This window comes from Parahaliea aestuarii (assembly GCF_008064635.1).
GTDB lineage: Bacteria > Pseudomonadota > Gammaproteobacteria > Pseudomonadales > Halieaceae > Parahaliea > Parahaliea aestuarii.
The window spans coordinates 265,727-291,467 of sequence record NZ_VRYZ01000001.1; the positions used below are offsets into that span (position 1 = coordinate 265,727).

21 protein-coding genes and 6 tRNA genes are annotated in these 25,741 nt (G+C 61.7%); 20 read left to right on the forward strand and 7 right to left on the reverse strand.

Annotation, left to right across the window (positions count from 1 at the left end):
• Positions 1-131: 131 nt before the first annotated feature.
• Complete coding sequence (locus FVW59_RS01135) at positions 132-1,397, forward strand: sterol desaturase family protein (protein ID WP_148062410.1); 1,266 nt, start codon at positions 132-134, stop codon at positions 1,395-1,397.
• Here FVW59_RS01135 and FVW59_RS01140 read toward each other — a convergent pair.
• The 6 genes from FVW59_RS01140 to FVW59_RS01165 all read right to left on the reverse strand — a co-directional run bounded on the left by FVW59_RS01140 (position 1,337) and on the right by FVW59_RS01165 (position 6,186).
• Positions 1,337-1,876, reverse strand: coding sequence for a YaeQ family protein (locus FVW59_RS01140; protein WP_148062411.1), 540 nt, complete (start codon positions 1,874-1,876; stop codon positions 1,337-1,339). The two genes, FVW59_RS01135 and FVW59_RS01140, sit on opposite strands and share 61 nt — an antisense overlap.
• 100 nt (positions 1,877-1,976) lie before the next feature.
• A complete protein-coding gene (locus FVW59_RS01145) occupies positions 1,977-3,551 on the reverse strand; it encodes a cation:proton antiporter family protein (RefSeq protein ID WP_148062412.1) in 1,575 nt (524 codons plus the stop codon).
• 71 nt (positions 3,552-3,622) lie between these two features.
• On the reverse strand, positions 3,623-3,958 hold the full coding sequence (locus tag FVW59_RS01150) for a hypothetical protein (RefSeq protein WP_148062413.1): 336 nt from the start codon (positions 3,956-3,958) through the stop codon (positions 3,623-3,625).
• 91 nt (positions 3,959-4,049) lie between these two features.
• Positions 4,050-4,892 (reverse strand): sterol desaturase family protein, encoded by an 843-nt coding sequence (locus FVW59_RS01155; protein WP_148062414.1) that lies wholly within the window; start codon positions 4,890-4,892, stop codon positions 4,050-4,052.
• 2 nt (positions 4,893-4,894) lie between these two features.
• Positions 4,895-5,575: a TetR/AcrR family transcriptional regulator gene (locus FVW59_RS01160; RefSeq protein ID WP_148062415.1), complete on the reverse strand. Its 681-nt coding sequence runs from the start codon at positions 5,573-5,575 to the stop codon at positions 4,895-4,897.
• Between the two features lie 86 nt (positions 5,576-5,661).
• Complete coding sequence (locus tag FVW59_RS01165; RefSeq protein ID WP_148062416.1) at positions 5,662-6,186, reverse strand: nuclear transport factor 2 family protein; 525 nt, start codon at positions 6,184-6,186, stop codon at positions 5,662-5,664.
• Positions 6,187-6,329: 143 nt separating this feature from the next.
• On the opposite strand from FVW59_RS01165, the gene birA reads away from it, so the two are divergent.
• The 3 genes from birA (at position 6,330) to FVW59_RS01180 (ending at position 8,176) form a co-directional block, all read left to right on the forward strand.
• Positions 6,330-7,307, forward strand: a complete 978-nt coding sequence (gene birA, locus FVW59_RS01170; RefSeq protein WP_148062417.1) for a bifunctional biotin--[acetyl-CoA-carboxylase] ligase/biotin operon repressor BirA — start codon at positions 6,330-6,332, stop codon at positions 7,305-7,307.
• A complete protein-coding gene (locus FVW59_RS01175; protein ID WP_246139591.1) occupies positions 7,304-8,047 on the forward strand; it encodes a type III pantothenate kinase in 744 nt (247 codons plus the stop codon). Before birA ends, FVW59_RS01175 begins: the two co-directional genes overlap by 4 nt.
• Before the next feature lie 53 nt (positions 8,048-8,100).
• Positions 8,101-8,176, forward strand: a tRNA-Thr gene (locus FVW59_RS01180).
• A gap of 33 nt (positions 8,177-8,209) precedes the next feature.
• Here FVW59_RS01180 and FVW59_RS01185 read toward each other — a convergent pair.
• Positions 8,210-8,998: a Stf0 family sulfotransferase gene (locus FVW59_RS01185; RefSeq protein WP_148062418.1), complete on the reverse strand. Its 789-nt coding sequence runs from the start codon at positions 8,996-8,998 to the stop codon at positions 8,210-8,212.
• A 191-nt stretch (positions 8,999-9,189) separates the two neighbouring features.
• On the opposite strand from FVW59_RS01185, the gene FVW59_RS01190 reads away from it, so the two are divergent.
• The 16 genes from FVW59_RS01190 (at position 9,190) to rpoC (ending at position 25,661) form a co-directional block, all read left to right on the forward strand.
• A tRNA-Thr gene (locus FVW59_RS01190) sits at positions 9,190-9,265 on the forward strand.
• Between the two features lie 120 nt (positions 9,266-9,385).
• Positions 9,386-10,258 (forward strand): phytanoyl-CoA dioxygenase family protein, encoded by an 873-nt coding sequence (locus tag FVW59_RS01195; protein ID WP_246139592.1) that lies wholly within the window; start codon positions 9,386-9,388, stop codon positions 10,256-10,258.
• 138 nt (positions 10,259-10,396) lie between these two features.
• Positions 10,397-11,191 (forward strand): enoyl-CoA hydratase, encoded by a 795-nt coding sequence (locus tag FVW59_RS01200; RefSeq protein WP_148062419.1) that lies wholly within the window; start codon positions 10,397-10,399, stop codon positions 11,189-11,191.
• A gap of 303 nt (positions 11,192-11,494) precedes the next feature.
• Positions 11,495-11,578: transfer RNA gene (locus FVW59_RS01205), tRNA-Tyr, on the forward strand.
• Positions 11,579-11,694: 116 nt separating this feature from the next.
• Positions 11,695-11,768: transfer RNA gene (locus FVW59_RS01210), tRNA-Gly, on the forward strand.
• A gap of 14 nt (positions 11,769-11,782) precedes the next feature.
• Positions 11,783-11,858 (forward strand) — tRNA-Thr (locus FVW59_RS01215).
• A gap of 93 nt (positions 11,859-11,951) precedes the next feature.
• Positions 11,952-13,175 (forward strand): elongation factor Tu, encoded by a 1,224-nt coding sequence (tuf, locus tag FVW59_RS01220; protein ID WP_148062420.1) that lies wholly within the window; start codon positions 11,952-11,954, stop codon positions 13,173-13,175.
• A gap of 126 nt (positions 13,176-13,301) precedes the next feature.
• Positions 13,302-13,377 (forward strand) — tRNA-Trp (locus tag FVW59_RS01225).
• Positions 13,378-13,429: 52 nt separating this feature from the next.
• Positions 13,430-13,792 (forward strand): preprotein translocase subunit SecE, encoded by a 363-nt coding sequence (gene secE / locus FVW59_RS01230; protein ID WP_148062421.1) that lies wholly within the window; start codon positions 13,430-13,432, stop codon positions 13,790-13,792.
• A 21-nt stretch (positions 13,793-13,813) separates the two neighbouring features.
• Positions 13,814-14,347 (forward strand): transcription termination/antitermination protein NusG, encoded by a 534-nt coding sequence (gene nusG, locus FVW59_RS01235; protein ID WP_148062422.1) that lies wholly within the window; start codon positions 13,814-13,816, stop codon positions 14,345-14,347.
• A gap of 120 nt (positions 14,348-14,467) precedes the next feature.
• On the forward strand, positions 14,468-14,902 hold the full coding sequence (rplK, locus tag FVW59_RS01240; protein ID WP_148062423.1) for a 50S ribosomal protein L11: 435 nt from the start codon (positions 14,468-14,470) through the stop codon (positions 14,900-14,902).
• Positions 14,902-15,597, forward strand: a complete 696-nt coding sequence (rplA, locus tag FVW59_RS01245) for a 50S ribosomal protein L1 (protein ID WP_148062424.1) — start codon at positions 14,902-14,904, stop codon at positions 15,595-15,597. The genes rplK and rplA overlap by 1 nt, the downstream gene beginning before the upstream one ends.
• 377 nt (positions 15,598-15,974) lie before the next feature.
• A complete protein-coding gene (rplJ, locus tag FVW59_RS01250; protein WP_148062425.1) occupies positions 15,975-16,502 on the forward strand; it encodes a 50S ribosomal protein L10 in 528 nt (175 codons plus the stop codon).
• A 64-nt stretch (positions 16,503-16,566) separates the two neighbouring features.
• Entirely contained in the window at positions 16,567-16,947 is a 381-nt protein-coding gene (gene rplL / locus FVW59_RS01255) for a 50S ribosomal protein L7/L12 (RefSeq protein ID WP_148062426.1), read from the forward strand.
• Positions 16,948-17,184: 237 nt separating this feature from the next.
• The gene (gene rpoB / locus FVW59_RS01260) at positions 17,185-21,258 is read left to right on the forward strand and encodes a DNA-directed RNA polymerase subunit beta (protein WP_148062427.1); all 4,074 of its coding nucleotides are present in this window, start codon (positions 17,185-17,187) and stop codon (positions 21,256-21,258) included.
• Positions 21,259-21,443: 185 nt separating this feature from the next.
• A complete protein-coding gene (gene rpoC, locus FVW59_RS01265; RefSeq protein WP_148062428.1) occupies positions 21,444-25,661 on the forward strand; it encodes a DNA-directed RNA polymerase subunit beta' in 4,218 nt (1,405 codons plus the stop codon).
• Positions 25,662-25,741 lie beyond the last annotated feature (80 nt).

A 25,741-nucleotide genomic window follows, 5' to 3' on the forward strand; every position in this document is an offset into this window, starting at 1 on the left:
TGTCGCGGTCACTAGCCAGAATCGGCCCTGTATGCGGTGCGTGGTTGCCGGATACCGCGGGGTCTTTCACTTTGCTTTCAGCCCCGTCAGCCACGATACTGCGATCAGGTAAAACTACGCCGCCAACCCTTATGAACCTCGTCATCTATGCCGTCCCCTTCTTTATCCTGGCCATGCTGCTGGAGCTGGGCTACGGCATACGCCAGCAGCGCAATACCTACCGCCTGAACGACAGTGTGAGCAGCCTGTTCCTGGGCACCCTGAGCCAGGCCCAGCGTTTTGTGACGCTGGGGGTGGGCGGCTATATTTACTACCTGATCACCGAGTACTTCTCGCTGCCACTGATGGATGCCGGCCATTGGTTTACCTGGGTGCTGGCCTTTGTGCTCTACGACTTCTGCTACTACTGGCTGCACCGCCTCGGTCACGAACGCACCATCCTGTGGGCGGCCCATGTGGCTCACCACCAGAGTGAGGATTACAACCTCTCCACCGCCCTGCGCCAGACCAGCACCGGCTTCCTGTTGAGCTGGCTGTTCTATATCCCGATGTACCTGCTGGGCATTCCCGCCGAGGTGGTGGTGACGGTCGGCTCGCTGAACCTGATCTACCAGTTCTGGGTGCACACCGAGCATGTGCCAAAGCTGGGTTGGTACGAGTGGGTCTTCGTCACTCCCTCCAACCACCGGGTGCATCACGCCCAGAACGACCGCTACATGGACCGCAATTACGGCGGTGTGTTTATTCTCTGGGATCGCCTGTTCGGCACCTTTCAGGAAGAGCTGGAGGACGACCCGCCGATCTACGGCATCCGCGGCCCCCTGGGCAGTTTCAGCCCGGTGAAGGCCCTGACCCATATCTACGTGGACATGGCCCGCGACAGCTGGCGCGCCGCGCGCTGGCGCGACAAGGTCCGGGTGTGGGTGGCGCGCACTGGCTGGCGGCCGGAAGATGTAGAGGCGCGCTATCCCCGGGTCAAGAGCGATCTCTCCCGGTTCCGGAAATACGATCCGCCACTCAGTCGCGCGCTCGGCTGGTACGCCTTCTTTCAACTGATTGCGGTGGTGCTGTTGTTGAACGCCATGCAGGCGGGCGAACCGGGCTATTACCTCGGCGTCTGCCTGTGGGCGGTGATGCTGGCGACCACCGTGACAACAGCGCGCTGGCTGGACGGCCGCCCGGGACTGGCCTGGGACTCGATACGCCTGCTGGCCGTCGTCGCTGTGCTGGGGTTTGCCTGGGCCTCGACAGAGGCGACCCTGCCTCTAGTGGGTGGGCTGAGCTATGTACTGCTTAACAGCCTGTTCCTGCTCTGGCTGGGGGCGCGCGAGCATCCTCATTCCGACTGCAAAACCACTGGCTCCAGCGTTACCTGCCGGTTGCCGGTGTCCAGGTAGAGCACCCCGCCGGCGATAGCCAGTGACAGCCTGCAATTTCGTTCAATCAGTTCAGCCGCCACCTGCACCTGCTGCCAGGGCAGTTGCAAGACGTTGAGACGCGGCAGGCCAGTCATGTCCTCGCAATTCAGTTTCCACCAGGTGTCGCTGCTTTTGCCGTAACTCACCACGCTGACTTTGCGGGCGACGCCGCAGGCTTTGCGCAGGCGCGCTGGCTCCGGCTGGCCCAGCTCGATCCAGTGCTCGATCTCACCGCTGTCACTGTGCTGCCACAAATCCGGCTCGTCATTGGTCGACAGCCCCTTGGTAAACCCGAGGCCGGGTGCCTTGAACAGTCCGTAGGCCAGAATTCGCGCGCACAGGCGTTCAATGGTTTCCGAAGGATGGCGAGCCAGCGTCAGGCTCTCGCTTTCATAGATATTGCGATCGCTGTCGGCAAGATCGAGTTGAATCTTGTAAATGGTGGGCTTGAGGGCCATGGGAGTTTCCTGATTCGTGGGCGGGCGATTGTAGCGGACTTTGCCGGGAGGGGGCCGCTTGTATCGATTGCGGCCGTGGGCCCGCTGCCAGAGGCTGAAACTAGCCGCTGGCGTCCTGCCGGCCTGCGCCCAGATGTGCGGCTGCATGCGCGGCAAAACCGGAGCCGGCCTGGGCGTAGAGGTTGAAGGCGGATATGCCGCAGTTTTCCAGTTCCTCTGCCTCTTCGGCGAAGCGCACCACCGCGGCGATGCGGCCCCGGTAGCCCAGGTCCTCCAGCAGGCGCCCTACCAGTTTGTTCTCCTCGTGATTGGTCAGCGCCAGCATCACCAGTTCTACCCGCTCCAGATCCACCCGGTGCCAGAAGTCCGGATCGGAGGCATCCGCGGCCACTACCCGGCGGTTGGCGGCGCGGTGGGCTGCCAGCTTGCGGTCGTTGTCATCCACCCCCAGGACTTCCGGGCCGTACTGCTCGGCGATGGCCTCGTAGGCGCCAGTGCCGATGTTGCCCATGCCGAGGACGATCACCCGGGTGCCCTTGGTGTCGGGCCAGGTGGCGCGCACCTGTTCGGTTTCAAAGGTTTGCAGGCGCTGGCACCAGCGGCGATAGAGCTGGTGTGAAAAACGGTTCAGCGGAGAGGCGATCAGAAAACTGACGGCGATAGCCAGGGAAATGGCGCCTGACCACTGGGGTTCCATCCAGCCGGCACTGGCGGCCACGGCCACCACAATCAGCCCGAATTCACTGTAGTTAGCCAGCGACATGGAGGCCAGCAAGGCGGTGCGCGGCGGCGTGTGCAGGCGGGTCATGAGCAGGAAATACAGGGGCGGCTTGGCCACTGCCAGCAGGCCAATCACTACCGCCAGCAGCATCATCTCCCGCTGCGGCCAGCCGTCCAGCCCGATGGAGAGGAAGAAACAGACCAGGAACAGATCCTTGAATTGCAGCAGGTTGCGCGACAGTTCCTTGGCTTTCTGGTGCCCGGCGAGCACCGCCCCGATGACCAGTGCGCCGAGGTCGCCCTTGATGCCGGTCAGTTCAAATACCTCGGCGCCGCCGAGGGCCAGGGTCAGGCCGAACAGCGTAAACAGTTCGCCGTGGCCGCTGAGGGTGAGCAGGCGCAGGATGACGCCGCGCAGGGGAAAAAGCAGCAACAGCAGCAGCGCTTCCGGCCCTGGCACTTTGCCGGCGGATAAACCGAGGAAGACCACCGCCGCGAGGTCCTGGATGATCAGGATGCCCACCGCCAGGCCGGCGTGACGGGAGGCCATTTCGCCGCGCTCCTGCATCACCTGAATGACAAAGACCGTGCTGGAAAAGGTGAGGGCGAAGGCGCCGACGAGACTGGCGCTGAAGCTCAGTTCCAGCGCCGGGAACAAGTGACCGGCGAGGTAGAACACGGCGAGGAAAAATACCTGCATCAGGGCCATGTGGGCCAGGGTGGTGCCCCAGATGCGGGTCAGCAGCAGGTCCTTTGGTTGCAGCTTCAGGCCGATGGTGAACAGCAGCAGGGTAATGCCGACTTCCGACAGGATGTGCAGGATGTCGCCGCCTCCCACCTGCAACTCGTGCAACAGGAAACCGGCCAGCAGGTAGCCAATCAGGGCCGGCAGGCCGACGGCCCGGCTGGCCATGCCACAGGCGAGGGCGACGAGGATGATCAGAGGGTCAAGCATGGTATCGGGGCCGCGGGTGAATGCAGGGCGGGATTATACCGATAGACCGCGGCAGGTCATGGACGGGGCGGTTACACACTGGGCTGGTGGCGCAGGGCCCAGAAGACACGGGCACACAGCAGGATCACGGCAAGGTCGATTGCGGCCGGCAGACTCGCCAGGCCCTCGCCAAGACGCATCAGGAACCACAGGTGAAGGGCGGGAACCACCATGGCCAGGAACAGGCTGAAGCGGGACTGGCCGAACAGCCCGATGCTCAGCAGCAGGTAGGCCGCGCCGATCAGCGCAATCAGGAGATGGGCTTCATTGAGTGGGTTGAACCAGAGGCCGGCGACCTGCCAGGCGCCGCTGGCGGCAACCAGCAGGGCGGCAAGCTGACGCATATGGAGCAGGGTTCGGGTGAGCATGGTGCCTCCGCACAGTTTCCGCGAATGTACCACAGCAGGAAGGTACTTGATGACGCCGGGGTTGTAGCCGGCGGCGGCCGGCCGCCGCGGTTCAGGCGGCGTCTGACGGACTGGCGGAGGCCGGCTTCGGCAATAGCGGTTTGCGCACCACTGGCCACAGCAGCTCCTCGGCCCAGTGCAGGCGCGGGGATATCGGCAGACCGTAGTGCTGCTGGCGGGCATTGGGAATCTTTGCAGTGCCAAACATCACGTCAAACAGGAAGAAAGTCACCGCGTAGTTGCCGTTCGGATGGGCGCTGCGGCCGTAGGCGTGGTGGGCGTGGTGAGTATCCGGCAGGGTAATGACCCGCTCGATGACCCACCACAGGCCCTGCAGGGGCTGTGGTGTCCGCTCGCGCAACCACAGATCCCAGCGGAAGCTGGAGTGGGTGGCGAGATTGACGAAGAAGGTGATCAACACCGCGGTGAAGTAGGCGGTGGTCTGGCCAAAGTACACGGCAAAGGCGCCCATCCAGGTCTGTGGCAGCAGGAAGACCCAGAAGAAATTGTAGCGGTAGACCACGCTCACATTCAGGTGCTGGGCGCTGTGGTGGGTGCGGTGAATCTTCCACAACCAGCGCCACTGGTGGGAGGCCCGGTGCAGCCAGTAGTGGGCGGCTTCCTCAATCAGGAAGATCAGCGGGAACGCGATCCAGAACGAGACACCGGCCAGGCTGCCCGCGTGATTGGGCCAAAGCTGGATGACCAGCCAGCCTGCAAAGGCGCCTATCAGGGTGCCCGCCACTACCAGGTTGGAGAACAGGCCGAATACCATGAACAGGAAATCCCGCGCAGGGCGGGGTGACAGGCCCAGGCGGCCGGTCAGCAGTTCCAGGGCGAACAGCAGCAGGAAACTGCCGAAGACTACCAGCCCCACCGTTTGAAATATGTCCATTGTTATTGACTCCCGGGAGCCGGCGCGCACAGGCCGGCCAGTGAATAGCGAATGAAATCGTCGAGGCGCCAGGTGAGCTCGGCGGGCGAACTGTCGCGTTCGCCGCTACGGCGCTGGGTATCCCACTCGGCCACCACCTGGACGATATGGCCCCCCAGCAGGCGCAGGCGCTCCTGGCGGATGTGGCGCGGGAGGTGCTGCAACTGGGCCTCCGCCAGAGCGGAGACTTCACGCAGCGCCCCGGAGCGGGCGCGATTGCGCATGAACAGTTCGCGCCAGGGAGGGCGCGGCAGCAGTTGGGCCAGCAGGCTGAGGTAGTGGGTATGGCCAGCGGGTTGTAACAACTCTTCCGCCAGCGGGCGAATCATCAGGTCTACCAGGTCGCGCAGGTCGGGCGTGTTGCCCTCAGCCTGCAAACGCGCCAGTTGCTGTTCGCGGCGCCGGTTTACAGGGCCCACCCGGTAGTGAATCAGCGCTTCCACCAGGCCTTCAAAAGAGCCGAAGTTATAGTTCACCGCCGAGTGGTTTTTCTGCCCGGCGCGGCGGGCGATCTCGCGACTGGAGACGCCGTCGATGCCCTGTTCGGCGATGAGTTGCTCCGCCGTGTGCAGCAGCGTCAGCGCCGACGCACTGAACTCGACAGCTTCCGGCGTGGTGGTGTGGTATTCGGCAGGAGATTCCATGGGGTGCAATCTAAGACGGTCGACTTAATAAGTCAACCGTCTTAATTGCGGGCGGCAATGGCTGCCAGCAGACGCGCCCCCCCGGGCTAGCGGTGCCGGGCCAGCTGGGTTTCCAGGCGTGACTTCATCGGCAGCACCCAGCTCTCTTTGAGCTGGGGCGACAGCAGGCCGGCGTCTTCCAGTTCATCGCACAGGTGCATCTGGTGGGCCAGGTCGAACATGTCGAACTGGCGGGCGATGCGGGCGTCGTCATTGAGGGTGATAAAGGAGATGCCGGGGGTCTGGTAGTGGCTGCCATCCGGGCGTTGGCCCGGGCCGCGGTTGAGCCAGTGGGTAACCAGGCGGTTGTCGCTGCCGACATAGACTCCTTCATAGGGAAAGGTCCACCCCTCCCAGCCGACCTGCATGTCCCGTCCGTAGTGGGTGGCCTTGATTTCGTCGATTCCGCGGGCGGTGACTTCCATTACACCGGCATACTCGCAGGTGTAGATGCAGTCCTGCGCGTAGAGTGCGTCGACAAAAAACGTCCACTCATTGCTGCGTGATGCCTCTGCGTGGGCGTTAATCAGTTTCTGCGCTGTGGCGCGCAGGGTTTCGTCACTCAGTGCCATGGATTTTCCCCGTCATTATTGCTGTTGGCCCGTCCGGGCAGTGTAGGGCGGGTACCGAAGTGTGGCCACGGGTGCTGTCTGGCAGGTTGAACTGCCTGTGCTTTTGCTATCATCGGCCCCAACGACCTTGAGAGTGCCAGTTCATGCCCAAAACCGTGATCCTTCCCATGCTGGCCGACGGCGAGTTTCACTCCGGACAGGCCCTGGCCGAGGCGCTGGGTGTCAGTCGGACGGCGGTGTGGAAGCAGTTGAACCGGCTGGAAGAGCTGGGACTGGAGCTTGAGTCCGTCCGCGGGCTGGGTTATCGCATCCCGGGTGGCCTGGAACTGCTGGACGACGCGGTAATTCGCAGTGCCCTGTCCGTACCCGCGCAATCGCTGCTGGGCGAATTGCGGCTGCAGGATAGTCTGGATTCCACCAATGCCGAGGCACTGCGGCGTATCGAGGCCGGCGCTGCCCGCGGCCTGGTTTGCTCGGCGGAACAGCAAACCGCGGGTCGAGGCCGTCGAGGTCGCGCCTGGGTCAGTCCGTATGCGCGCAATATCTACCTCTCCGTTACCTGGGAATTCAGCCAGGGCGCAGCCGCTCTGGAGGGTTTGAGTCTCGCCGTGGGCGTGGCCGCTGCCCGCGCTCTGGAAAAGCTGGGGGTGCCTGCGGTGCAGCTGAAATGGCCCAATGACCTGCTCGCCAACCGCGCCAAGCTCGGGGGCATCCTGCTGGAAATGGCAGGCGACGTCGCCGGGGCCTGCCAGGTGGTGGTGGGCGTGGGACTGAATGTGCGGATGCCGGACATCGCCGCCAGCGCCATCGACCAGGCCTGGACGGATATCGCGACGCTGTGCGGAGATAGTCCGCCGGGCCGCAACGCCCTGCTGAGCGCCCTGCTGAATGAACTGTTGCCGCTGCTGGCTGAATTTGAAGGCACAGGTTTCGCCGCCTGGCGGGAAGCGTGGATGCAGCGCGACGCCTACGCCGATACCCCGGTAGTGGTGCGCAGCGCCGATCGCCAGGTGGCGGGGGTCGCCCGTGGTGTTGATGAGCGGGGCGCCCTGCAACTGGAAACCACCGTCGGGGTCCAGTCGCTGTTTGGCGGTGAACTCTCGCTGAGGCCGCAAGCGTGACAGCCCCCTGGAGCTGCCTGCAATTTGACGTGGGTAACAGCAGCGCCAAGTGGCGCCTGCTGGTGGCTGGCGAAGTGGTTGAGCGCGGTCGTTACCAGGCCGACGATGCGGCGAGCCGATCGGCGCTGCTGGACTGTGCCCCGGCACCACAGGCAATCTGGATTTCCAGTGTGGCGGATGAAAAGAGCAATCAGGCGCTGGCGGCGATGCTCCGGGAGCGCTGGGGCATCGAGCCCTGGTTTGCCGTGTCTGAGGCCGAGACCCTGGGGCTGCATAACAGTTATGCCCAACCGGAGCGCATGGGGGTCGATCGCTGGCTGGCGATGCTGGGCGCGCGTGCCAGCCATGCCGGGCGCCTGTGTGTGGTAGATGCGGGATCGGCCCTCACCATTGATCTGGTTGGCGCCGATGGCGTGCACGAGGGCGGCTACATTATCCCCGGCCCCGGATTGATGGAGCGGGCGCTGTTACTGGACACCGATCGCGTGCGCTTCTCGGAAGCGGCAGACTATCGCCTGCAGCCTGGCCGCTCCACCGCCGAGGCAGTGCGTCACGGTATTGCTCTGGCCCAGGCTGCAGCAGTGCGCCAGGCGTTGGAAGTGGCAGGCGAGGGGGTGAGTCTGTTTCTCACCGGCGGGGGCGGCTCCTGGCTCCACGAGCAACTGGGTGGGCATGGGGAACTGGTTCCCGACCTGGTGCTGGATGGCTTGCAGTTGATGGCGGAAATTCGGGCTAACTGAAGCGCTTGCATCCGGAGCTCCGTGGATTAGAATGGCGCGCTTTCCGAAAGACCGCCGGTGTAGCTCAGTTGGTAGAGCAGCGCATTCGTAATGCGAAGGTCGTAGGTTCGACTCCTATCTCCGGCACCATCTTTTCCCGGTCTGTTGCGGTTTGTCAGTGATCTAGAGATAGGCCTGGGTGAGCGGATTCGCCGCCAGCTCGGCGTAGTTGCTGATCGCCTCACGCAAGTCATTGGCACCGATCTTCTCCAGGGCTGGGCGAATGCTCCCGCTACCGATGTCTACCCCGAGAAACTCCGTGACGCGACGGATTTCACTGTCGAAGTCTTGCGCCAGATTTTCGTAGTCGACCTCAAGGGTGGGCTGCGAGCTGCACAATGCGCTTACCTTTTTTGCCTGTTGTTCAATGGTCGACTCGCTCCGCTGGAATGCCTGCACGTCGATGTGCAGCTTGTTGCGCTTGAACCTGTTGGCGCCACCGCCCAGGCCCGAATGGGTCGCCCCCGTCGTCTTCATTACCTGTTCTGACAGGTAGCGCCGCAGCCGGTTGCGACGCCGCAGATGAATGATCTTGAGCCTGCTGCCAGCCAGCAGGCTGTCGACAGTTTCCCGCCAGCGCGGGTGCAGGATGGCGCCATACAGCAGCTTCAGGCCGGCCACGGAATCAGCCTTCAGGGCAGCATCCAGGAATCCCTCAGGATCACTGTCCCGCCATCGGGTCAGGCGCTCCCTGTGCGCTTTTCGTTCCGTTTCGCTGGCATTGATGGTGTCAAAGTCGTCAACGTAGCCAACCACCTTGCCTGCATTCAGCAGTTCGCCGTGGCAACAAATTCCCGGGATGCTGTTGAGCGTGCGTACAAGCAGGGTACTGCCAGTGCGCGGGGCGCCTACGATGATGAAGCTGTTACCGCTGAGTTCGGGCTGTGATCGGTTGTCCTGAGGGGCGGGCATGAATGTCAGGCTTAATCTGCAGATTGGGTCGAGGGCAGCATAGCGACCGTTAACGGACGAAGTCCAGTCAGGCGCAAATTCGTTGCATCCCGACGGCGCTTTGCTTAGAATCCCGGCCCTCCTGTTGGGCAGTCAGGGCGGGCTTGCCACGGCAATACGTCCATCGGGAAGGCTCGGAAATGGTCGCCCAGGCTGGCGTAGCTCAGTAGGTAGAGCAGCTGATTTGTAATCAGCCGGTCGGGGGTTCGATTCCTCTCGCCAGCTCCATTTTCCCGAAGCCAAAATCCGGACTGCCGGTAAACATTCGAAAGCAATAATAAACCGCTGCAGGGTTACCGCCCGGGTGCCCCGGGGTCGTCCTTCTGCAGCACGCAAAGGTACGCCGAGTTGGCACAGCTCGAAGCGCGGGCATTGGTTCGCAGACCCTATACGATTTCAGATCCCCTTGAGCCGCTGGATGCGCTGCGTGAGCGCTTTCAGGCGCTTGGCTACCTCTACTTCCCGCAAGCGGTGGATGCCGGGCTGTGCCGCTCCCTGCTGGACACCATCCTCGACCAGTTGTATCCGCATATCACGCGTACGCCCGCCGGGGCGCCGGTGTTGGCGCGGGAGCCCTTTTTCGAAACCGACGCGGTGTGGGATGAGGTCTATCCGAAAATACAGCGGCTGGAGGCGTTCCACACCTTTTTCCATCGTCCGGAACTGGCGCGCCTGATGACCCTGGTGGCGGGCGAGGATCACTTCGTCTACCCGATGAAAATGGCGCGCATCGCCACGCCGCGGAAGATCGGCTACGAGACGCCGCCCCACCAGGATGCCTATTCCCACCACGCAGGCCCGAGCATGGCGGGCATCTGGGTGGCCCTGCACGATGTCGATGATTCCATGGGGCGGGTGACGGTGCTTCCGCGCTCACACCTCGGCGGTGTGCGGCCGGTGTTCAAGGCCGAGGGGGTGGGCGGGGTGCAGTGCGAAATCCATGCGCACGAGACCGAGTGGCACGTGTCGGATTATCGCTGTGGCGATGTGCTCATCTTTCACTCCGCCACGGTGCACCGGGCGGAGCCCAACATCGCGGCCGACAAGGTGCGTATCAGCGTTGATACCCGCTTCTGCGACTTCGGGGCGCCGGTGTTCTCCACCAACCTCGAACCGCATCACGGCTGGCGTATTCCGGGGCTGGACTGGGACAGTATTTACCGCGGCTGGCAGAGCCGCGAGTACCAGTACTACTGGCAAGGCTACCCCAACCTGTTTTGAGCCGACCTGCCAGTTGTGAGAGTTGGCTGGCCCGCATTGCCCGCGTAGCATGCCGGAGGGGGGAAATTGCCTTCATTCCCGGCTTTGGCCAGAATCTGGCCTTCCTTTTAATGCAATAACAACGGCGGAGCAGTACCTATGACGGCAGAAGTATCGACGGACAACCTGGTGTTGGTAGAGGTCAACGACAAGGTCGCCCTGGTGACCCTGAATCGGCCGGAGGCCTACAACGCCCTGTCCCGCGGTATGACGGCGGCCATCATCGACGCCTTTCGTGCGCTTTCCGCCAATGACGGGGTGCGTGCCATCGTCCTCACCGGCAAGGGCAAGGCCTTTACCGCTGGAGTCGATCTCAAGGAAATGGGTGCCGACGGCGGCAAGTCGATGAGTGCCGACAACCTCGGTACCGACGCGCCGCTGGTGCGGGCTTTGTCGGACTGCAGCAAGCCGATCATCGGCGCCATCAATGGTTTTGCGGTGACCGGGGGCTTCGAGTTGGCGTTGGCCTGTGACTACCTCTATGCCGCCGAGTCCGCCCGCTTCGCCGATACCCATGCCCGGGTCGGCCTGGTGCCCGGCTGGGGGCTGTCCCAGAAGTTGCCGCGCTTGGTCGGTATCAACCGGGCGCGGGAGATCAGTTTTACCGGCAATTATTTCAGCGCCCGGCAGGCCATGGACTGGGGGCTGGTGAACTGCGTGTGCAAGGACGATGAGTTGATCGAGACGGCGCTGGCCTCCGCGCGGGATATTGCCGATACCCAGCCGGAGGCCCTGCGCCGTATCCGGGACCTCATGAATGAGGGCTGGGAGATGGATTTGGGCAGTGCGCTGGAAGTCGAGGGCGAGCGCTCCGGTGCCTACAATTCCACCATCAGCTTTGCCGAGATGGAGCAGCGGCTGGCGGAACTGCGGGCCCGGGGGCGTCGGCAATAGTACGCTCCTGGCGGCGGGGGGCTTGGGTCTCGGACCCGATTCAGTTACTTGTCTAAGGGCAGATTGCCGTGAAGTTGTAGCAAATCACGCCCAAACAGCGAAATTCCACCCGGTAGATACGATTATAGGTTGACGCACCCCGGTGCTGGTGTGAATAATGCGCGCCCGCGTCGCCTGCCCCCTGTGCAGTTGCCTGCTGGTGCCTGTTTTTACGGGATTTTTCCGTTGCCGGCCCGCCGCAAAATCAGGGGGATTAATTGGTTGACAAGGCTGGGTGGCGTCTGGACAATATGCCGCCTTCTGGGAGGGGTTCCCGAGTGGCCAAAGGGATCAGACTGTAAATCTGACGCGAAAGCTTCGGTGGTTCGAATCCACCCCCCTCCACCAAGATTTTGTATTGAAATCAATCAAGAGCGCCTGTTGGCTTGAGTGGTTTCAGTGTGGCTTGGAAGTCCGCGCAAGGCGCGGCAGGGCTGGCTTTGGCCGGTCCGTTGGGAAGTGTGGCGGGTATAGTTCAATGGTAGAACCTCAGCCTTCCAAGCTGATGATGCGGGTTCGATTCCCGCTACCCGCTCCAGTTGGTTGTGAAAGGCTCATATAGCTCAGTCGGTAGAGCACTTCCTTGGTAAGGAAGAGGTCACCGGTTCAAATCCGGTTATGAGCTCCACACCCCTTTATGGTTCAGGGTGTGCAGCCAGAAAGTTTTAAGTGGTGCGTTTCAACTGCGTGGCATAGGCCGCTGTGATAGGAGACCGTCGTAATGGCAAAGGAAAAGTTTGAACGTAGTAAACCCCACGTCAACGTGGGCACCATTGGTCACGTAGACCATGGTAAAACTACCCTGACCGCGGCCCTGACCCGCGTGTGCTCCGAGACCTGGGGCGGCTCAGCCGTTGCCTTTGACGGTATCGACAATGCACCGGAAGAGAAAGAGCGCGGCATCACCATCGCGACCTCGCACGTGGAGTACGACTCCCCGAACCGTCACTACGCGCACGTTGACTGCCCCGGGCACGCCGACTACGTGAAGAACATGATCACCGGTGCGGCGCAGATGGACGGCGCGATCCTGGTGTGTGGCGCGACTGACGGCCCGATGCCGCAGACCCGCGAGCACATCCTGCTGTCCCGTCAGGTTGGTGTTCCCTACATCGTGGTATTCCTGAACAAGGCCGACCTGCTGGCAGAAGACTGCGGCGGTGCGGACTCCGAGGAATACGAAGAGATGAAAGAGCTGGTTGAAATGGAGCTGCGCGAGCTGCTGGACCAGTACGAATTCCCGGGCGACGACACCCCGATCATCTGTGGCTCTGCCCTGATGGCGCTGAACGGTGAAGACGAGAACGGTCTGGGCACCACTGCCGTGAAGACCCTGGTTGAGACCCTGGACAGCTACATTCCGGAGCCGGAGCGTGCGATTGACCAGTCTTTCCTGATGCCGGTGGAAGACGTGTTCTCCATCTCCGGTCGCGGTACTGTGGTAACCGGTCGTGTCGAGCGCGGCATCATCAAGGTGGGCGACGAGATCGAGATCGTGGGTATCCGCGACACCACCAAGACCACCTGTACCGGTGTTGAGATGTTCCGCAAGCTGCTGGACGAAGGCCGTGCGGGCGAGAACGTGGGTATCCTGTTGCGTGGCACCAAGCGTGAAGACGTGGAGCGTGGCCAGGTGCTGGCGATTCCGGGTTCTGTGACTCCGCACACCAAGTTCGAGGCAGAGGTGTACGTGCTGTCGAAGGACGAAGGTGGTCGTCACACGCCGTTCTTCAAGGGCTACCGTCCGCAGTTTTACTTCCGCACCACTGACGTGACGGGCTCCTGTGAGCTGCCGGAAGGTGTTGAGATGGTCATGCCGGGCGACAACATCCAGATGGTTGTGACCCTGATTGCACCGATCGCCATGGAAGATGGCCTGCGCTTCGCGATTCGCGAAGGTGGTCGTACTGTTGGCGCCGGCGTCGTCGCCAAAGTCATCGAGTGATGAAAGCGCCCGCGTGAGCGGGCGTTTGAGTCATCCCGGCCATGGCCGGGGTGGCCAAGCAACCAAGCCGAACCGCTGAGCAGGCAGTTCGGCTTCGTTGTCTCAAGTTGAAGAAGGTTCAGATTTAGGCCAGTAGCTCAATTGGCAGAGCAGCGGTCTCCAAAACCGCAGGTTGGGGGTTCGATTCCCTCCTGGCCTGCCATTATGGCAGGGGGCGTCGCCGCAGTGCGACAGCCCGCAGATAGGATTGTTTGATGAGTGTGGAAACCACCGGAAGCCGCTTTGATACGCTGAAGTGGGTTGTCGTCTTCGCCCTGCTGGCAGTGGGCGTGGTCGGCAACAGCTATTTCTCTGGCGAGTCGCTGCTGTACCGGGTGCTGGCGCTGGTTGCCCTGGCGGCAGTGGCTGGCTTTGTGGCCCTGCAAACCGCCAAGGGTGCGGCCTTCTGGTCACTGGTCAAAGGTTCGCGAACCGAAATTCGCAAAGTCGTCTGGCCCACCCGCCAGGAGACAGTGCAGACCACCATGATTGTGGTCATTTTTGTCGTTGTAGTGGCACTCATGCTCTGGGGGCTCGATTCCCTGCTGGGCTGGCTGGTGTCGCTGGCGATTGGATAGCGAGACGGGAAGGCTTAGCCGATGGCAATGCGTTGGTACGTGGTTCACGCCTATTCAGGCTACGAGAAGAAGGTGGCGTCTGCGCTGAAGGAGCGAATTGAGCTCCACGGCATGCAGGATCGCTTCGGCGAAGTGCTGGTGCCCACCGAAGAAGTGGTGGAAATGCGCGCCGGCCAGAAGCGCAAGAGCGAGCGCAAGTTCTTTCCCGGTTACGTGCTGGTGCAGATGGAACTGGACGATGCGACCTGGCACCTGGTGAAGGAAACGCCCCGGGTGATGGGTTTCATCGGCGGCAAGGCGGATGCGCCGGCGCCCATCACCGAGAAAGAGGCGGAGGCCATTCTGCAGCGGGTTGAGCAGGGTGTAGAAGCCCCGCGTCCCAAGACGCTGTTCGAGCCGGGCGAGATGGTCCGTGTTGTCGATGGCCCCTTCAACGACTTCAATGGCGTCGTGGAAGAGGTCAACTACGAGAAAAACCGCCTCAATGTGGCGGTGCTGATCTTCGGTCGTTCCACACCGGTGGAGCTGGAGTTCAGCCAGGTCGAGAAGGCCTGATTATTAAAAGGGGTCAGAGCCCTTTTTGGAAAGAGGTAAAAAGGGCTCTGACCCCTTTTTCGACAATGGGGAGCCCGCGTACCTCACGGTACAACGGCGTTAGCACCCGGGAGAGTCAACATGGCAAAGAAAGTAGAAGCTTATATCAAGCTGCAAGTGCCTGCTGGCCAGGCCAACCCGAGCCCGCCTGTGGGTCCGGCGTTGGGTCAGCACGGCGTGAACATCATGGAATTCTGCAAGGCGTTCAACGCCGAGACCCAGGGCCTGGAGCCCGGTCTGCCGATTCCGGTAGTGATCACCGTTTACAGCGACCGTTCCTTCACCTTCATCAAGAAGACCCCGCCGGCAGCCGTTCTGCTGCGCAAGGTCGCCAAGATCAAGAAAGGCTCGGGTACCCCCAACACCCACAAAGTGGGCAAGGTCAACCGCGCCCAGCTGGAAGAGGTCGCCACCCAGAAGTGGCCTGACCTGACCGCCGCCGACATGGACGCCGCCGTGCGTACCATCGCCGGTAGCGCGCGTTCCGCCGGTATCGAAGTAGAGGGGGTTAACTGATGGCCAAGCTGTCCAAGCGCGTACGCGCATTCAAGGAAAAAGTCGATCCGCGCAAGGCTTATTCTCTGGAAGAGGCGGTAAGCCTGCTGAAGGAATTCGCCACTGCCAAGTTCAGCGAAACTGTTGAAGTGGCTGTGAACCTTGGCGTCGACGCCCGTAAATCCGACCAGGCTGTCCGCGGCGCTACCACACTGCCCTTCGGCACCGGTTCCGATGTACGCGTTGCCGTGTTCGCCCAGGGCGAAAATGCTGACAAAGCACAGGCCGCTGGCGCTGACTTCGTCGGCATGGAAGACCTCGCCGAGCAGATCAAAGGCGGCATGATGGACTTCGACGTGGTTGTGGCTTCTCCGGACGCCATGCGCGTTGTCGGTCAGCTGGGCCAGATCCTGGGCCCCCGCGGCCTGATGCCGAACCCGAAAACCGGCACCGTGACCCCGGACGTTGAGACTGCGGTCAAGAACGCCAAGGCGGGTCAAATGCGCTACCGTACCGACAAGAACGGCATCATCCACGGCGGTATTGGCAAGATCAGCTTCGAGCTGGATGCCATCAAGGGCAACCTTGAAGCCGTGCTGGCTGACCTGAAAAAGGCCAAGCCCGCCGCCGCCAAGGGCGTTTACCTGAAGAAAATCACCCTGTCCACCACCATGGGGCCGGGTGTTAGCGTCGACACCGCTTCCGTCGACGCCTAAGCAGTAATGATCGGGCGGCCCTCACAAGGGGCCGCTCCTCAGGCTTTCCAGGGAGGGGAAGTCGGTGGATCGGCAGGGGCCTATCGGCGCCAACCGGTCAACTTTGAGGTCTTTGGAACAGGCTGTGGCTGGCCTGCTTGCAGTAGCGAGTAGCGCGAGCCCAATTAGCTGAGAACCCTAGGCCATCAAAGACCGTAGGTGGTGTTGCGAGCACGCTGTTCACAGCTTAACGCAGCGCCTTAATTGCGATCAAGACGGGGAGGCAGTTTGTCTCTGTGGCGATCAAAACCTACGCAGATGGTGGATACGTTCACCACGCAAAGCGGTAGGGTCATAGATTTGGCACTACTTAACTTAGTCATCCAGGAGTAATACCAGTGGCAATTGGACTCGAAGACAAGAAAGCGATCGTAGCTGAAGTTAACGAGACTGCCACCAGTGCACTGTCCCTGGTCATCGCCGATGCACGTGGCGTGACTGTGGACGGGATGACAGCCCTGCGTGCCAGCGCGCGCGAAAATGCAGTGACCCTCCGTGTAGTGCGGAACACACTGGCCAAGCGCGCTCTGGAAGGTACTGACTACGAGTGTGTCAACGACGCACTGGTGGGTCCGTCCCTGTTCGGTTTCTCTATGGAGGATCCGGGTGCAGCGGCTCGACTCTTTAAGGATTTCGCCAAGACGAACGACAAGTTCGAGGTGAAAGCACTGGCGGTGAGCGGCCAAATGCTGGGTGCAGAACAATTGGATGTTCTGGCTAAGTTGCCAACGCGTGATCAGGCACTCTCTATGCTGATGAGTGTAATGAAGGCGCCGGTAACCAAGCTGGTACAGACAATGAACGAAGTACCTGGAAAATTGGTTCGCACGCTGGCAGCAGTACGCGATCAGAAAGAGGCGGCGTAAATCGCTGTCGAGTGAATTTCACTCAGCTAATTTTTTTATTCACAGCTAAATGGAGAAATGAGTCATGGCTCTGTCTAAAGACGACATTTTGAATGCAATCGCTGAAATGAGCGTAATGGAAATCGTTGAGCTCATCGAGGCGATGGAAGAGAAGTTCGGTGTAACTGCGGCAGCTGCCGTAGCTGCTGCTCCGGCTGCTGCTGGCGGTGACGCCGGCGCTGCTGCCGAAGAGCAAACCGAGTTCGACGTTGTTCTGGCTTCTGCCGGCGACAAGAAAGTCAACGTCATCAAGGTTGTTCGCGCAGTAACCGGCCTGGGCCTGAAAGAAGCCAAGGCACTGGTCGACGGCGCTCCTTCCCCGATCAAGGAAGGTGCTTCCAAGGAAGAAGCCGAAGACATCAAGAAGCAGCTGGAAGAAGCCGGCGGCACCGTCGAGCTCAAGTAAGCTCGACATTGGTTTGGCAACTGCCAAACAAGGACAAGGCTGGTGGGCGTTTTGCCCGCCGGCCTTTTCCCGCTTCGGTTTTAAGGGGTCAGAGCCCTTATTTAAAAGGGCTCTGACCCCTTAAAACCGTATTCAGATTCTGGGTTGGCAGCTGCGCTGCGCGACCTGACTGCAGCCCGCAACGGGGCTGTTGACCCGCCCGATGTGGCGGATGGCTAATCACGCTGGGGAGTACTGATGGCTTACTCGTACACTGAGAAAAAACGTATTCGCAAGGACTTCGGCATGCTGTCGAAGGTGATGGATGTTCCCTACCTGCTTGCGATCCAACTGGATTCCTACCGGAAGTTCACCCAGCAGGGCACGCCCCTGGATCAGCGCGGCGACTACGGTCTGCACGCCGCCTTCAAATCCGTGTTCCCGATCGTCAGCTATAGCGGCAACGCAGCGCTGGAATACGTGGATTACGCCCTGGGTACGCCCGTCTTTGACGTCAATGAGTGCCAGCTGCGCGGTGTCACCTATTCCTGCGCCCTGCGCGTCAAAGTCCGCCTGATCATCTACGACAAAGAGTCCTCCAACAAGACCATCAAGGACATCAAGGAGCAGGAAGTCTACATGGGGGAAATCCCCCTGATGACCGAGAACGGTACCTTCGTCATCAACGGTACCGAGCGCGTAATCGTGTCCCAGCTGCACCGTTCCCCGGGTGTGTTCTTCGATCACGACAAGGGCAAGACCCACTCGTCCGGCAAGCTGCTGTACTCCGCACGGGTGATTCCCTACCGTGGCTCCTGGCTGGACTTCGAGTTCGACCCCAAGGACATGGTCTTCGTGCGCATCGACCGTCGCCGCAAACTGCCGGCGACCATTCTGCTGCGCGCGCTGGGCTACCAGTCCGAAGAAATCCTCGACATGTTCTACGACGTGAATACCTTCAGCGTCGACAAGGATGGCAACTTCACCATGGCGCTGATCCCTGAGCGTCTGCGCGGCGACGTTGCGGCCTTCGATATCAAGGTCGGCAAGAAGGTCGTGGTTGAGCAGGGGCGCCGGATTACTGCCCGCCACATTCGCGAGCTGGAAAAGGCCGAGGTCACCGAGCTGGAAGTGCCGGGGGAATACCTCTACGGCCGCGCCCTGGCCAAGAACCTGGTGGACGAGAAAACCGGCGAAGTGCTGGTGGAGTGCAACTCGGAACTGAACGCGGAGATCCTCGCCAAACTGCGCGAAGCCGGTGTCGACAGCGTCGAGACGCTCTACACCAACGAGCTGGACTGCGGTCCCTTTATCTCCGACACCCTGCGTCTGGACAGCACCCGCAACGAGCTGGAAGCGCTGGTGGAAATCTACCGCATGATGCGCCCCGGCGAGCCGCCGACCAAGGAGTCTGCCGAGAACCTGTTCCAGAACCTGTTCTTCTCCTCCGACCGCTACGACCTGTCCAATGTCGGCCGCATGAAGTTCAACCGCCGCCTGGGTCGCGAGGAAATCACCGGCTCCGGTGTGCTGGATCGCGAGGACATCGTCGCGGTACTGAAAACCCTGGTCGACATCCGCAACGGTCGCGGCATGGTGGACGACATCGACCACCTCGGTAACCGCCGTGTACGCTCCGTGGGCGAGATGGCCGAAAACCAGTTCCGCGTGGGCCTGGTGCGCGTTGAACGCGCTGTGAAAGAGCGTCTGTCCATGGCCGAGAGCGAAGGCCTGATGCCGCAGGACCTGATCAACGCCAAGCCGGTTTCGGCGGCGGTGAAGGAGTTCTTCGGTTCCAGCCAGCTGTCCCAGTTCATGGACCAGAACAACCCGCTGTCGGAAGTGACGCACAAGCGCCGTGTATCCGCGCTCGGCCCGGGTGGTCTGACCCGTGAGCGCGCGGGCTTCGAGGTGCGCGACGTACACCCGACCCACTACGGTCGCGTATGTCCGATCGAGACCCCTGAAGGTCCGAACATCGGCCTGATCAACTCGCTGGCGACCTACGCCCGCACCAACGACTACGGCTTCCTGGAGTCGCCCTACCGCAAGGTGGTGGACGGCCAGGTGACCGACGATATCGAGTACCTGTCGGCCATCAACGAAGCCGGTTTCGTCATCGCCCAGGCCTCTGCGACCCTGGATGACAAGGGCCGCTTCGTCGACGAGCTGATCAACGTGCGCTACATGAACGAGTTCACCGTCAAGCCGGCGGTGGAAGTGGCCTACATGGACGTGTCACCGAAGCAGGTGGTATCCGTGGCCGCGGCGCTGATCCCCTTCCTCGAGCACGATGACGCCAACCGCGCCCTGATGGGTTCGAACATGCAGCGTCAGGCTGTGCCGACCCTGCGCAGCGACAAGCCGCTGGTGGGTACCGGTATGGAGCGCTACGTGGCGGCAGACTCCGGTGTCTGCGCCGTGGCCCGTCGCCCCGGTGTGATCGATTCCGTAGACGCCAGCCGCATTGTGGTGCGCGTCAACGACCAGGACGTGGGCAAGGACGAGGCGCCGGTTGATATCTACAACCTGACCAAGTACACCCGCTCCAACCAGAACACCTGTATCAACCAGCGCCCGATCGTCAAGCAGGGCGATGTGGTGGATCGCGGTGACATCCTCGCCGACGGCCCCTCCATTGACATGGGTGAACTGGCCCTGGGCCAGAACATGCGCATCGCTTTCATGCCCTGGAATGGCTACAACTTCGAGGACTCCATCCTGGTGTCCGAGAAAGTGGTGAAGGAAGATCGCTTTACCACCATTCACATCCAGGAGCTGACCTGTATCGCTCGCGACACCAAGCTGGGGCCGGAGGAAATTTCCGCCGACATTCCCAACGTGGGCGAGAGTGCGTTGGCCAAGCTGGATGAGTCCGGCATCGTTTACATCGGTGCGGAAGTGGACGCCGGCGATATCCTGGTAGGCAAGGTGACGCCGAAAGGCGAAACCCAGCTGACCCCGGAAGAGAAGCTGCTGCGCGCCATCTTCGGCGAGAAAGCCTCCGACGTGAAAGACACCTCCCTGCGCGTGCCCTCCAGCACCAAGGGCACGGTGATCGACGTGCAGGTCTTTACCCGCGACGGTCTGGAAAAGGACGCCCGCGCCCAGCAGATCGAGAAACACCAGCTGGACCAGTTCCGCAAGGACCTGAAAGAAGAGTACCGCATCTTCGAGGAGGCGACCTTTGCGCGCCTCGCCAACCTGATCAAGGGGCAGAAGACGGTCTCTGGCGCCGGCCTGACCAAGGGCACCAGCCTCACCGAGAAAGTGTTGTCGGAACTGGATCGCGACCAGTGGTTCAAGCTGAAGCTGTCGGACACTGACCTGAACGAGGCCCTGGCCTCGGCCAAGCGCCAGCTGGACGAGCAGAACAAACTGCTGGAAGAGCGCTTCGAAGACAAGAAACGCAAGCTGCAGTCCGGCGACGATCTCGCCCCGGGTGTGCTGAAAATCGTCAAGGTCTACCTGGCCATCAAGCGTCGCATCCAGCCGGGCGACAAGATGGCGGGCCGTCACGGTAACAAGGGTGTGATCTCCGTGATCATGCCGGTGGAGGACATGCCCTACGACGAGAACGGCGAGCCGGTGGACATCGTGCTCAACCCGCTGGGTGTACCCTCGCGGATGAACGTGGGCCAGATTCTGGAAACCCACCTGGGCATGGCGGCCAAGGGCCTGGGCGTGAAGATCGACCAGATGATTGCCGAGCAGCGCAAGGTAGCCGAGGTGCGCAAGTTCCTCGAGGCCATTTACAACAACGGCGCCGGCCGGGTGGAGGACCTGAAGTCACTGTCCGATACCGAGGTGCTGGAACTGGCCAACAACCTGCGCGGCGGTGTGCCGATGGCAACGCCGGTATTCGACGGTGCCGCGGAAGAGTCCATCAAGGAGCTGCTGGCCCTGGCCGACCTGCCGGAGTCGGGCCAGTTCACCCTGCACGACGGTCGTACTGGCGAAGCCTTCGATCGCCCGGTGACCGTGGGCTACATGTACATGCTGAAGCTGAACCACCTGGTGGACGACAAGATGCACGCCCGTTCCACCGGTTCCTACAGCCTCGTTACCCAGCAGCCGCTGGGTGGTAAGGCCCAGTTCGGTGGCCAGCGCTTCGGTGAGATGGAAGTGTGGGCCCTGGAAGCCTACGGCGCCGCCTACACCCTGCAGGAAATGCTGACGGTGAAATCGGACGACGTGGCCGGCCGGACCAAGATGTACAAGAACATTGTCGATGGTGACCATCGTATGGAGCCGGGCATGCCCGAGTCCTTCAATGTGTTGGTTAAGGAAATCCGCTCACTCGGTATTGATATCGAGCTGGAGCACGAGTGATCGAGCAGTGACGTCGCCCCTGCGAAGGCGGTGGTCCGCCACTGCGGGGCCCATTTTGACAATGGACCCCGCTACGGCGCACCACTGCCCGCGCGGGGACGACGCGACAGAAACCAACAAATTTGGACTTAACGGCAGGGTGGCCCAGCCATTCGCCCGAAGGAAAACCTCGCGGAGGAAAGACCTTGAAAGACTTACTTAATCTGCTGAAGTCCCAGGGACAGTCAGACGAATTCGATGCCATCCGTATTGGCCTGGCGTCCCCGGAGATGATTCGCTCCTGGTCATTCGGTGAAGTGAAAAAGCCGGAAACCATTAACTACCGTACCTTCAAGCCGGAGCGGGACGGCCTGTTCTGTGCCAAGATTTTTGGCCCGGTAAAAGACTACGAGTGCCTGTGCGGCAAGTACAAGCGCCTCAAGCACCGCGGTGTGATCTGTGAAAAGTGCGGCGTGGAAGTGGCGCTGGCCAAGGTGCGCCGCGAGCGCATGGGCCACATTGAGCTGGCTTCCCCGGTCGCCCACATCTGGTTCCTGAAGTCGCTGCCCTCCCGCATCGGCCTGCTGCTGGATATGACCCTGCGCGACATCGAGCGCGTGCTGTACTTTGAAAGCTACGTGGTCACCGACCCGGGCATGACCACCCTGGAACTCGGCCAGCTGCTCTCCGACGAGCAGTACTACGAGTCCATGGAAGAGTTTGGCGACGAGTTCACCGCCAAGATGGGTGCCGAGGCCGTGCAGGACCTGATGAGCCAGCTCGACCTGCCGCAGGAGATCGCCCGCCTGCGCGAGGAGATCCCGGCTACCAATTCAGAGACCAAGATCAAGAAGCTGTCCAAGCGCCTGAAACTGATGGAGGCCTTCGCCAGCTCCGGCAACAAGCCCGAGTGGATGGTGATGAACGCCCTGCCGGTACTGCCGCCGGACCTGCGTCCGCTGGTACCGCTGGACGGCGGCCGTTTCGCGACCTCCGATCTGAACGATCTGTACCGCCGCGTAATCAACCGTAACAACCGCCTCAAGCGTCTGTTGGACCTGAACGCCCCGGACATCATCGTGCGCAACGAAAAGCGCATGCTGCAGGAGTCCGTGGATGCGCTGCTGGACAACGGCCGTCGCGGTCGCGCCATCACCGGCTCCAACAAGCGCCCACTGAAATCCCTGGCCGACATGATCAAGGGCAAGCAGGGTCGCTTCCGCCAGAACCTGCTGGGCAAGCGGGTCGACTACTCCGGTCGTTCCGTGATCGTGGTGGGTCCGACCCTGCGCCTGCACCAGTGTGGTCTGCCCAAGAAGATGGCCCTGGAGCTGTTCAAGCCCTTCATCTTCGGCAAACTGGAAGCGCGTGGCCTGGCGACCACGATCAAGGCCGCCAAGAAAATGGTCGAGCGCGAGCCGCCGGAAGTGTGGGACATCCTCGCCGAGGTTATTCGCGAGCACCCGGTACTGCTGAACCGCGCCCCGACCCTGCACCGTCTCGGTATCCAGGCCTTTGAGCCGGTACTGATTGAAGGCAAGGCGATCCAGCTGCACCCGCTGGTGTGTGCCGCCTACAACGCGGACTTCGACGGCGACCAGATGGCGGTACACGTACCGCTGACCCTGGAAGCACAGCTGGAAGCGCGCGCCCTGATGATGTCCACCAACAACATCCTCTCGCCAGCCAACGGTGAGCCGATCATCGTGCCGTCCCAGGACGTGGTGCTGGGTCTGTACTACATGACCCGCGAGCGCATCAACGCCAAGGGCGAGGGCATGGCTTTCTACAACGTGTCTGAAGTGCACCGCGCCTACAAGGCCGGCCACGTACACCTGCAGGCGCGCGTGAAAGTGCGCATCTCCGAGGCGGTGGTCACCGAAGAAGGCGACATGCAGGAGCGCACCTTCCTCGCCGACACCACCGTGGGCCGCGCCCTGCTGTGGGAAATCGTGCCCCGCGGTATCGGTTACGACATGGTCAACCAGGACATGGCGAAGAAAGCCATCTCCCGCATCATCAACCAGTGCTACCGCGTGGTGGGCCTGAAGGCGACCGTTATCTTCGCCGACCAGCTGATGTACACCGGTTACGAGTACTCCACCCGCTCCGGTTCCTCCATCGGTGTGAACGACTTTGAAATCCCCGCGGCCAAGGCAGAGATCATCGATCACGCTGAAGCCGAAGTGAAGGAAATCGAAGACCAGTTCGCCTCCGGTCTGGTGACCCACGGCGAGAAGTACAACAAGGTGATCGATATCTGGTCCCGCGCCAACGACCTGGTGTCCAAGGCGATGATGGAAGGCCTTTCCAAAGAGACCGTGATCAACCGCGATGGCGAGGAAGAGGAGCAGGCATCCTTCAACTCGGTATACATCTACGCCGACTCGGGCGCCCGGGGTTCACCCGCGCAGATCCGCCAGCTGGCCGGTATGCGCGGCCTGATGGCCAAGCCCGATGGCTCCATCATCGAGACGCCGATTGTGGCGAACTTCCGTGAAGGTCTGAACGTACTGCAGTACTTCATCTCCACCCACGGTGCTCGTAAGGGTCTGGCGGATACCGCACTGAAAACCGCGAACTCCGGTTACCTGACCCGTCGTCTGGTCGACGTGGCCCAGGATCTGGTGGTGACTGAGGACGACTGTGGCACCGACGCCGGCCTGCTGATGGCACCGGTCATCGACGGCGGCGATATCATCGAGTCTCTCGGTGATCGCGTGCTGGGTCGTATTGTCGCCCGCGACGTGCTGAAGCCCGGTAGCAACGACGAGATCGCCATCACCGCCGGCACCATGCTGGACGAGCTGTGGGTGACCCGGCTGGAAGAGATGGGTATCGACGAGATCGAAGTGCGCTCGCCGATTACCTGTGAGACCCGCCACGGCATCTGCTCCACCTGTTACGGCCGCGACCTGGCCCGTGGCCACAAGGTCAACATGGGCGAGTCCATCGGCGTAGTGGCAGCCCAGTCCATCGGTGAACCGGGTACCCAGCTGACCATGCGGACCTTCCACATCGGTGGTGCGGCGTCCCGGGCGACTGCCCAGGACAACATCCAGGTAATGAACGACGGTACTGTGCGCCTGCACAACGTGAAGGTGGTGGACCGTACCGATGGCTCCCTGATCACCGTTTCCCGTTCCGGCGAACTGTCGGTACTGGACAAGGTGGGCCGCGAGCGCGAGCGCTACAAGCTGCCCTACGGCGCCGTGATCCGGGTTCGCGACCACGCGGAAGTCTCCGCCGGTGACATCGTCGCCAACTGGGACCCCCACACTCACCCCATCGTGACCGAGCTGGCGGGTATCGCCAAGTTCTCCGCCATGGACGAGGGTGTGACCATCCGTCGCCAGACCGACGAACTGACCGGCCTGTCCTCCATCGAAGTGATGGAAGTGGGCGAGCGTCCGGTGGCCGGCAAGGATGTGCGCCCCGCAGTGACCCTGGTGGACGAGAACGGCAAGGAAATGTGCCTGCCCAACACCAATGTGCCCGCGCACTACTTCCTGCCGGCCCACGCGCTGGTCAACCTGGAAGACGGTGCCCGCGTGGAAGTGGGTGAAGTTCTGGCCCGTATCCCGCAGGAAGGTTCCAAGACCCGTGACATCACCGGTGGTCTGCCGCGTGTTGCCGACCTGTTCGAAGCGCGTAAACCGAAAGAGCCCGCCATCCTGGCGGAAATCACCGGTACCGTGAGCTTCGGCAAGGAAACCAAGGGCAAGCGTCGACTGGTCATTACACCGAACGACGGCAAGCCGCTGGCGGACGGGTCCAGCCACTACGAGGCCCTGATTCCCAAGTGGCGCAACCTCTCGGTGTTCGAGGGTGAGCAGGTCGAGAAGGGTGAAATCGTGTCGGAAGGCCCGATGAGCCCCCACGATATCCTGCGCCTGAAAGGCATCGAGCCGCTGGCCAACTACATCGTCAACGAGATCCAGGAGGTTTACCGCCTGCAGGGTGTGAAGATCAACGACAAGCACATCGAAGTGATCGTTCGCCAGATGCTGCGCAAGGTGATCATTGCTTCCAGCGGTGACTCCAGCCTGATCAAGGGCGAGCAGGTGGAATTCACCACCTTCCTCGAGGAGAACGAGCGTCTGATGGCCGAGGGTCTGGTGCCGGCGACTGCCGAGCGCGAGTTGCTGGGTATTACCAAGGCCTCGCTGGCAACCGAGAGCTTTATCTCCGCGGCCTCCTTCCAGGAGACTACCCGCGTACTGACCGAAGCGGCGGTGACCGGCAAGCGCGACTACCTGCGTGGCCTGAAGGAGAACGTGGTTGTGGGTCGCCTTATCCCGGCCGGTACCGGCCTTGCCTATCACGAAGAGCGCAAGCGCAAGCGTGACGGCGAAGTGGAGATGAGCGTTTCCGCCCAGGAAATCGAAGCGGCACTGACCGAGGCCCTGCAGGCCGACGACTAAACCGCGTTGTGTTCTACCCGAAAGGGGCGAGGAGAAATCCTCGCCCCTTTTTTATGCCTGTATGTCGCTGGAGGGCAGGA

Bases quoted from the DNA above. Each gene is read 5' to 3' on its own strand.
- birA (WP_148062417.1), top strand. From the start codon at position 6,330: ATGCCCAAAACCGTGATCCTTCCCATGCTGGCCGACGGCGAGTTTCAC.
- FVW59_RS01160 (WP_148062415.1), bottom strand. From the start codon at position 5,575: ATGGAATCTCCTGCCGAATACCACACCACCACGCCGGAAGCTGTCGAG.
- FVW59_RS01155 (WP_148062414.1), bottom strand. From the start codon at position 4,892: ATGGACATATTTCAAACGGTGGGGCTGGTAGTCTTCGGCAGTTTCCTG.
- rplL (WP_148062426.1), top strand. From the start codon at position 16,567: ATGGCTCTGTCTAAAGACGACATTTTGAATGCAATCGCTGAAATGAGC.
- FVW59_RS01150 (WP_148062413.1), bottom strand. From the start codon at position 3,958: ATGCTCACCCGAACCCTGCTCCATATGCGTCAGCTTGCCGCCCTGCTG.
- FVW59_RS01200 (WP_148062419.1), top strand. From the start codon at position 10,397: ATGACGGCAGAAGTATCGACGGACAACCTGGTGTTGGTAGAGGTCAAC.
- rplA (WP_148062424.1), top strand. From the start codon at position 14,902: ATGGCCAAGCTGTCCAAGCGCGTACGCGCATTCAAGGAAAAAGTCGAT.
- FVW59_RS01185 (WP_148062418.1), bottom strand. From the start codon at position 8,998: ATGCCCGCCCCTCAGGACAACCGATCACAGCCCGAACTCAGCGGTAAC.
- FVW59_RS01140 (WP_148062411.1), bottom strand. From the start codon at position 1,876: ATGGCCCTCAAGCCCACCATTTACAAGATTCAACTCGATCTTGCCGAC.
- rpoB (WP_148062427.1), top strand. From the start codon at position 17,185: ATGGCTTACTCGTACACTGAGAAAAAACGTATTCGCAAGGACTTCGGC.
- FVW59_RS01145 (WP_148062412.1), bottom strand. From the start codon at position 3,551: ATGCTTGACCCTCTGATCATCCTCGTCGCCCTCGCCTGTGGCATGGCC.
- secE (WP_148062421.1), top strand. From the start codon at position 13,430: ATGAGTGTGGAAACCACCGGAAGCCGCTTTGATACGCTGAAGTGGGTT.
- rplK (WP_148062423.1), top strand. From the start codon at position 14,468: ATGGCAAAGAAAGTAGAAGCTTATATCAAGCTGCAAGTGCCTGCTGGC.
- nusG (WP_148062422.1), top strand. From the start codon at position 13,814: ATGGCAATGCGTTGGTACGTGGTTCACGCCTATTCAGGCTACGAGAAG.
- FVW59_RS01135 (WP_148062410.1), top strand. From the start codon at position 132: ATGAACCTCGTCATCTATGCCGTCCCCTTCTTTATCCTGGCCATGCTG.
- FVW59_RS01165 (WP_148062416.1), bottom strand. From the start codon at position 6,186: ATGGCACTGAGTGACGAAACCCTGCGCGCCACAGCGCAGAAACTGATT.
- tuf (WP_148062420.1), top strand. From the start codon at position 11,952: ATGGCAAAGGAAAAGTTTGAACGTAGTAAACCCCACGTCAACGTGGGC.